Raw genomic sequence first — 6,480 nt, 5'->3', positions numbered from 1 at the left:
TAACGAACAGTAGAGTCAACAGTTTTATCCTTGAGTAAGTCGAGGATGTCTTTGACGTAGGGTTTGACAGCTTCCTCCCCCAGATTTCCCAATGCCACTGCTGCACGGTAACGAACAGTAGAGTCAACAGTTTTATCCTTGAGTAAGTCGAGGATGTCTTTGACGTAGGGTTTGACAGCTTCCTCCCCCAGATTTCCCAATGCTTCTGCTGCATTGGAACGAACAGAGGGGTCAATGGTTTTATCCTTGAGTAAGTCGAGGATGTCTTTGACGTAGGGTTTGGCAGCCTCCCCCAGATATCCCAATGTATATACTGCATTGGAACGAACAGAGGGGTCTAAGGTTTTATCCTTCAGGACGTCAGCGATGTCTTTGACGTGGGGGACGTGGGGTTTGGCAGATTCCCTCAGATTTCCCAATGCCTGTGTTGCATAGTAACGAACAGAGGGATCAACGGTTTTATCCTCGACTTCCCCAAGGATGTCTTTGACGTAGGGTTTGGCAGCGTCCCCCAGATTTCCCAATGCCTCTGCTGCATTGGAACGAACACCATTGTCAACGGTTTTATCCTTCAGGATTTTCGCAGCTTTTTGAGCAATATTCTCTGGTTTGTGAACTACCGATTTTAAATTTTTTAGATCATATTCATTAAATTTATCAAAAGCGAGTTTCTTTACTCCGTCATATCCATCATCAAGGGCAGCAACGATACCGTTAATCTGCCACGCTTCCGGTGTCGGCTTAGGCGCTTCTTTCGCGCTTACCCAAGGCAGGAAGAGGAGGAGAGTCAACAGCAGGGTAAAGGGGAAAAGGAAAAAAGGCGATCGCTTTTTAAGTAGATGCTTAGACATGGTTGAAGCCAATGGGTAATGCGCTACGTCCCGGCGAGTTGAACTGAATCAACTCGCCACCTACATTAAAGTTCAATTAACTTGAAGCCCCAAGGTTTGAGAGCCGCTTCCGCTAGTTCTGTATTTACACCTTCATAAGCCTCCCATTCCAAGGGATGCTCTTTCGGATGTCCATCGCCGACATTACCTGCAACTTTGATTATGGGACAATTGGCGATGCGATCGCGCTCCAACCCTTTTGGCACTGCTAGCTGGATTTTATGCCCAACAAACTTGGCTGTACTTTCTTCCGCCACAGCTTCACGGATTAAACAAATATCACCAGCAGTCCCCCAAGTCGTTTGGTAGATGTGCAGGAATGATATATAAGGTGCTGGTTTGATGGATCTTTTGAGAACATGCATTATCTGTAATCCTTACACTATGAGTCAAAAATCATAAGTTATATAAGTATTTTCTATCACGTTCGTAGGGAAGAAGAATGTTTTTAACTCACTTTTTGCACCTAGCCTAAGTGATTAGCCTTTTTGGAGAGAGATCATCGTCTGCATACTAGCTCTCAGAGCGATCGCAGCTAAATGCTGCTACACGAGATAATAGCAATGTCTCATTCAATAGTTGGCGATCGTCAATGTCTTTTGATAACCTCTGCAAACTACTGTCCGAAAAACATCCCGAACGTTTTGCTAGTTGGGTTTTGGGTACAGAGCAAACTTCCGTCAAAGTTCTCAAAACCGAATTGAGTATTGAACCGATTCGCGCTGATTACGTTACGTTCTTACAGTTAGAAGGACGTATTCTCCACCTGGAATTTCAAACCAAACTAGAATCTACACCGCCACTACCCTTGCGGATGCTAGATTATTGGGTACGCTTGTATCGTTTATATCGTCTACCCATAACCCAAGTTGTCGTATTATTGCTTCCCCCTGCACCAGGAACGGTAATTGAAACTGTCTTTTCAGTCGAAACTACTCGTCATGAATATCGCGTGATTCAAATGTGGTCAGAAAATCCTGAATCATTCCTCAATGACCCAGCTTTATTACCATTAGCACCACTGGCAGCAACCACGCAACCTCAAGGCTTACTACAACAAGTTGTGGAAAAAGTCAATCAACTTGAGCTAAGACAACGACCAGAAATTTCCGCCTACACCCAAATCTTAGCGGGGTTAAAATACAATCAGGATTTGATTCGACAATTATTTCGGGAGGGTATGATGCGCGAATCAGTAATTTATCAAGAAATTCTTGCTGAAGGCGAACAACGAGGCGAACAACGTGGAGAACAACGTGGACGGGAAGCAGAAGGGCAATTGCTCATTCTCCGTCAACTGACTCGACGGGTGGGAGAATTACCCCAAGAGGTGCGATCGCAGATTGAAAATCTCTCCTTAGAACAATTAGAAAATCTTGGTGAAGCATTGTTGGATTTTCAAGCGATCGCGGATTTAGAATCCTGGTTTACTACATTAGAGTAGCAAGGATTTGATTCGACAATTATTTCGGGAGGGTATGATGCGCGAGTCAGTAATTTATCAAGAAATTCTCGCTGAAGGCGAACAACGTGGAGAACAACGCGGACGAAAAGCGGAAGGGCAATTGCTCATTCTCCGTCAACTGACTCGACGGGTGGGAGAATTACCCCAAGAGGTGCGATCGCAGATTGAAACTCTCTCTTTAGAACAATTAGAAAATCTTGGTGAAGCATTGTTGGATTTTCAAGCGATTCCCCAAGGGGGAACGGCAAAGCCGAACGCGGATTTAGAATCCTGGTTTACTACATTAGAGTAGCAATGTCTTTCTTCTGAAAAGGGAATGTTTTTACAACACGATAATTGCCCACATACTAGCTGCCAAAGCGATCGCTGCTAGGTGTTGCCCAAGGAGCGATCGCACTGATTGCCGTGCAATTTTTTGCGTTAACAACATAGTCATCAACACTGAGAAAATTATCGTTGTACCTTGCAAAAAGGCAATCACAGCCGGGTGAGCAACCAATATTGGCAATTGTTCTCCACTCAAACCAAAAGTAGCAAAGGTAACAGGTAAAATCCGCCCGCCTTCGCCTAAACCCAAACGCAGATAGTGAGCTAAGTTCCCACCCAAAACCAATGGTAGGTAGCCATAAGCAAGTTCTACAAATGATTTTGGCTTCCGGTTAAAATTCAACAGTTTCAGCAAACCATAAGCCCCAAAGGTAAATATCGCTGGGATAATTAACACTAGCAGCGATAATCCGAAGTGCTGCCAAAACTGAGTTAAATCCAGTTGTAACCCCAACCAAGATTGCAATTCTGGCAATCTATGCAGATATATCCCACCCAACAGCAAAAACAATAATGCTACTTCATAAGTGCGGGGTACATGAGTTGTCCACAGTTCAATTCCAGGGGGACGCAAGTTGAACTCGACGGAACGATGGGGACAGGCTTTTAGGCAAGTCATACACAGTACGCAATCTCTGTTATCTTCTAACTGCGCGGGGTGCGAGTATAAAGGACATCCATTAGTTTCCAGCCCTTCGCCCTTTTGTGGCCCACCTTTATAACATTGATAGGTGGTGCAACTGGCAGAACATATCCCTTGCTGGGCGCGGAGTTCTGTCATTGAGAGTTTGGCAAATAAACCATTCATCCCACCGATGGGGCAAAGATATCGACACCAAAACCGCCGCTCAAAAATGGCGGAGAAAATCATCGCCCCAGCTGTAATTAACAGCAGCAAACAAGCGCTGAGGTAAGCAGTATTTTCTAAATGCCAGAGTTCCTCCCATAAGAAAATTAGGGTGAATAAACCAAACATGAACCATCCGCCCCATTTCTCAGCTTGCTGTCTCGGCCAGCGTTTGAGTTGTCGCGGCCACAGCCAGAGAGATAACTTTTGGGTAATTTCCCCGTAAATCATGAAGGGACAAACAGAACACCAGATACGTCCCAAAAAGGGAAAGAGAAATAAGAAGAACGGCCACCACCAAGCCCAAAAGAAATTTAATACGAAATTGCGATCGCGGGTTTGTGGCCCAATAAACAACACTGCAATGATGATTGCAAAGGCCGTTGCCGTAAAACCATAATTAATGCGATCGGGCCACCAAGGACTCCGTAAAAACTTCCGTAAATCAGGATAAACATTTAATAAATTCACCCGAAACCGTTTTTTCTTGGTTTCGGCTGGCCAGAAAATTTCTTCTGTTAATTCATTAGCACCCTCCGCTTGCACGATCGCTCTTTCTACCAGATTTTTGAGTTCCTTGAGGTTTCCAGGAAAATCATAAGACTGGAGGCGACGTAAAGCTTCTGGGGTGATATGCGGTTTAGAAACGCCTCTAGATCGAGTGTAGAGACTAGTATAATATTCGACCTGTACCTGAATATCAGCTTTCCGCACCCGTAACGGTGGGACTTTAATAATGTGACCAACAGAACGTTCAACTGTCGGCTGAGTTTTTTCTGAAACAATCAGAATTCTGGCTTTACTGGGGCGGGGTTCAGGTGTTGATTCTCCCGAACGGCTTACAGGGGTATATGTGCCAGTTTTGAGCAACTGTGTCACGGGAGGTAATAATTCATCGGGCAATTCTTGGATGTTGTTGAGAACTAAAGTACCCTCTCCCAACCATTCCAACAGTCCTGGTTTACCGCCAGCACGACCAAATAAGTCTGCGCCGCTTGTTTGCAGAATACCGCAATTGACTTTAATTATTGGTTCTCGCCGTTTTGGAGAACCAAAATGGATCAGGGCTGCTATGTTGTCTTTTTCTAACCCTGGTTCGCCGAAAATATCCACTGATTTGCGATCAGCAGCTGCTTCTCGAATTTGTTCTCGCAACCGCACAGCATAGCGACTCGTACCGACAATTCCCCGTTGGGCTTTGGTAACTAAATATGGTCGCAAAGCTACAGAACGTTCTTGTTCATAGCTAAGTGCAGATGTAGCTTGAGCTAATTCTTGAGCCAATTGGCGGGAAAAAGCCTTAGCGATTTCGGGGTATTGGGTGACTAGTTCCCGAAATTTAGCACCAGCCACAACCCAGAAGTGACATTCAGTTACTGTAGTAATTGTGAATGGAGTTAATTCATCCAATAGCAATTCTTTGAGTTCAATCACCGATCCGGGAAGGAATCCACAAGCTAAGGCTGGGTTGGTTTCATTGGTGGTATTGCTTTCGAGTTGACCTTCTACAAGAATATAAAGGGCTTCTGGAGGAGTGCCTTCGCTAACTAAGTCAGTTTCGGCACTTACAACCTGTTCTTCAATTACTTGTGCGATCGCATTTAACACTTCAGGCGAGAGAATTCCTAAAGAAGTGCGTTCTTGTAGCCATATAATCGTTTCTGGAGATGTCATCTTAATTTCTCCGTGTAAGCTGCTGTATAACTGTTTTCAATTCGGTGGAATACAGTAAAAGCACACAAATATGCTAATTTACCGAGTATTACATCGAAACAATAACCGCTATCAAAGAAATTATCCTCTGAAAGAATGTCAAAATATCTTTGTGCGGCTGTTATGGATTAATATCTGAAAATTGAGCGGGGATGAACTATGGCAATTTATCTAGACTCAGCGATCGCATCTGAAGCTGAAGTGGTAAAACTTTGGGGATGGGTGCAAGGCATTACAACTAATCCCACGCTGTTGTCTCAAAGCGATACCCCACCAGAAACCACGCTCAAAAAATTGGTCGCCTTGACAAATGGCCCGTTATACTATCAACTTGTGTCATCCGATAAAGCTGGGATGCTAGCTGAAGGTAGAAAAGCTTTCGAGATTATTGGTTCACAAACAATTTTGAAGATTCCCGCAACACCGCTAGGATTTGAAGTAGTGGCGAGTCTATCACCAGAAATTACCTGTTCGGTGACAGCAATTTACAGTGCAGCCCAAGCAGCAGTTGCACGGGAGGCAGGAGCGAAAATTGCCATAGCTTATGTAAATCGGGCTACGAGGTTGTTAGGTGATGGTATTGCCTTAGTGCGGGATATGGCTAGCGTCCTCAAAGGTAGTGATACGGAAATTTTGGCAGCTAGTATCAAATCTCCCGAAGAAGCAGCTGCTTCACTGCAAGCCGGGGCGCATCATTTGACTTTACCATTGGCAATGTTGCAGGCGATCGCAACTCATGAATTTTCACAGAAAACTGTTGAAGAATTTGCTAAAGGAGGTATAGGTTTAAGATAATTCGTAATAGAGCCTCCGGCACGCTCCGCGAACGTAATTCGTAATTCGTAATTAAATATGAGTTTGTCAGATATCTCTAATCTCTGGGTTCCTCTCGCGCTTTTAGGTTTAATTATTGTCGCTGCTGTATTTTTTAGTCGCAGCAATTGATTACTAAAGTTATGTTAGGTAAAGTAAGAAAGCTTTTTGCTGCCTGACAGTACTTTGGTAATAATCAACATAAAAATGGTAGAAAATCTTTTTTATATGCTTTATCTACGATCAATTCAGGAATTTTACCTTTTTACTTAGATATCTTTGCTTCAAGAGACAACTTTGCATATTCTTCACATTATTTACTGAGAAATTTACGAAAAGTTATTACGCTCTGCGATCGCAGACATTACTGATAACCTGACTAAAAGTTTATCAGGTCAATAAGAATACCCACTGTAGAATCAAGT

At 43.8% G+C, this 6,480-nt stretch carries 5 protein-coding genes and 1 pseudogene; 3 read left to right on the top strand and 3 right to left on the bottom strand.

The annotated features are described in order from the left end of the window. Together V7K98_RS24335 and V7K98_RS24330 are read right to left on the bottom strand one after the other, a co-directional pair. Positions 1-851: HEAT repeat domain-containing protein (locus V7K98_RS24335; protein WP_335026555.1), on the bottom strand; the 851-nt coding region annotated here is incomplete at its 3' end. 65 nt (positions 852-916) lie between these two features. Next, positions 917-1,255, bottom strand: a complete 339-nt coding sequence (locus tag V7K98_RS24330; protein WP_335026553.1) for a hypothetical protein — start codon at positions 1,253-1,255, stop codon at positions 917-919. A gap of 227 nt (positions 1,256-1,482) precedes the next feature. On the opposite strand from V7K98_RS24330, the gene V7K98_RS24325 reads away from it, so the two are divergent. After that, positions 1,483-2,334 carry an Rpn family recombination-promoting nuclease/putative transposase gene (locus tag V7K98_RS24325; protein ID WP_335026551.1) on the top strand — a complete coding sequence of 284 codons (852 nt, stop codon included), beginning with the start codon at positions 1,483-1,485 and terminating at the stop codon, positions 2,332-2,334. A 1-nt stretch (position 2,335) separates the two neighbouring features. Beyond that, a pseudogene (locus V7K98_RS24320) lies at positions 2,336-2,647 on the top strand (DUF4351 domain-containing protein); the annotation flags it as partial. A gap of 30 nt (positions 2,648-2,677) precedes the next feature. Here the strand turns inward: V7K98_RS24320 and V7K98_RS24315 are convergent. Next, entirely contained in the window at positions 2,678-5,203 is a 2,526-nt protein-coding gene (locus V7K98_RS24315; RefSeq protein ID WP_335026549.1) for a sigma 54-interacting transcriptional regulator, read from the bottom strand. A 198-nt stretch (positions 5,204-5,401) separates the two neighbouring features. Between V7K98_RS24315 and V7K98_RS24310 the strand changes: the two genes are divergently transcribed. Next, the gene (locus tag V7K98_RS24310; protein ID WP_335026547.1) at positions 5,402-6,037 is read left to right on the top strand and encodes a transaldolase family protein; all 636 of its coding nucleotides are present in this window, start codon (positions 5,402-5,404) and stop codon (positions 6,035-6,037) included. The last annotated feature ends 443 nt before the right edge of the window (positions 6,038-6,480 follow it).

It is taken from the genome of Nostoc sp. (assembly GCF_036917435.1).
Classification (GTDB): domain Bacteria; phylum Cyanobacteriota; class Cyanobacteriia; order Cyanobacteriales; family Nostocaceae; genus Nostoc.
Note: the sequence above shows the minus strand (reverse complement) of the source record. Positions and strands in the feature narration are given on the sequence as shown.

Excerpts from the sequence above, each read along its gene's own strand:
- V7K98_RS24315 (WP_335026549.1), bottom strand. The coding sequence starts at position 5,203 with ATGACATCTCCAGAAACGATTATATGGCTACAAGAACGCACTTCTTTA.
- V7K98_RS24325 (WP_335026551.1), top strand. The coding sequence starts at position 1,483 with ATGTCTTTTGATAACCTCTGCAAACTACTGTCCGAAAAACATCCCGAA.
- V7K98_RS24310 (WP_335026547.1), top strand. The coding sequence starts at position 5,402 with ATGGCAATTTATCTAGACTCAGCGATCGCATCTGAAGCTGAAGTGGTA.
- V7K98_RS24330 (WP_335026553.1), bottom strand. The coding sequence starts at position 1,255 with ATGCATGTTCTCAAAAGATCCATCAAACCAGCACCTTATATATCATTC.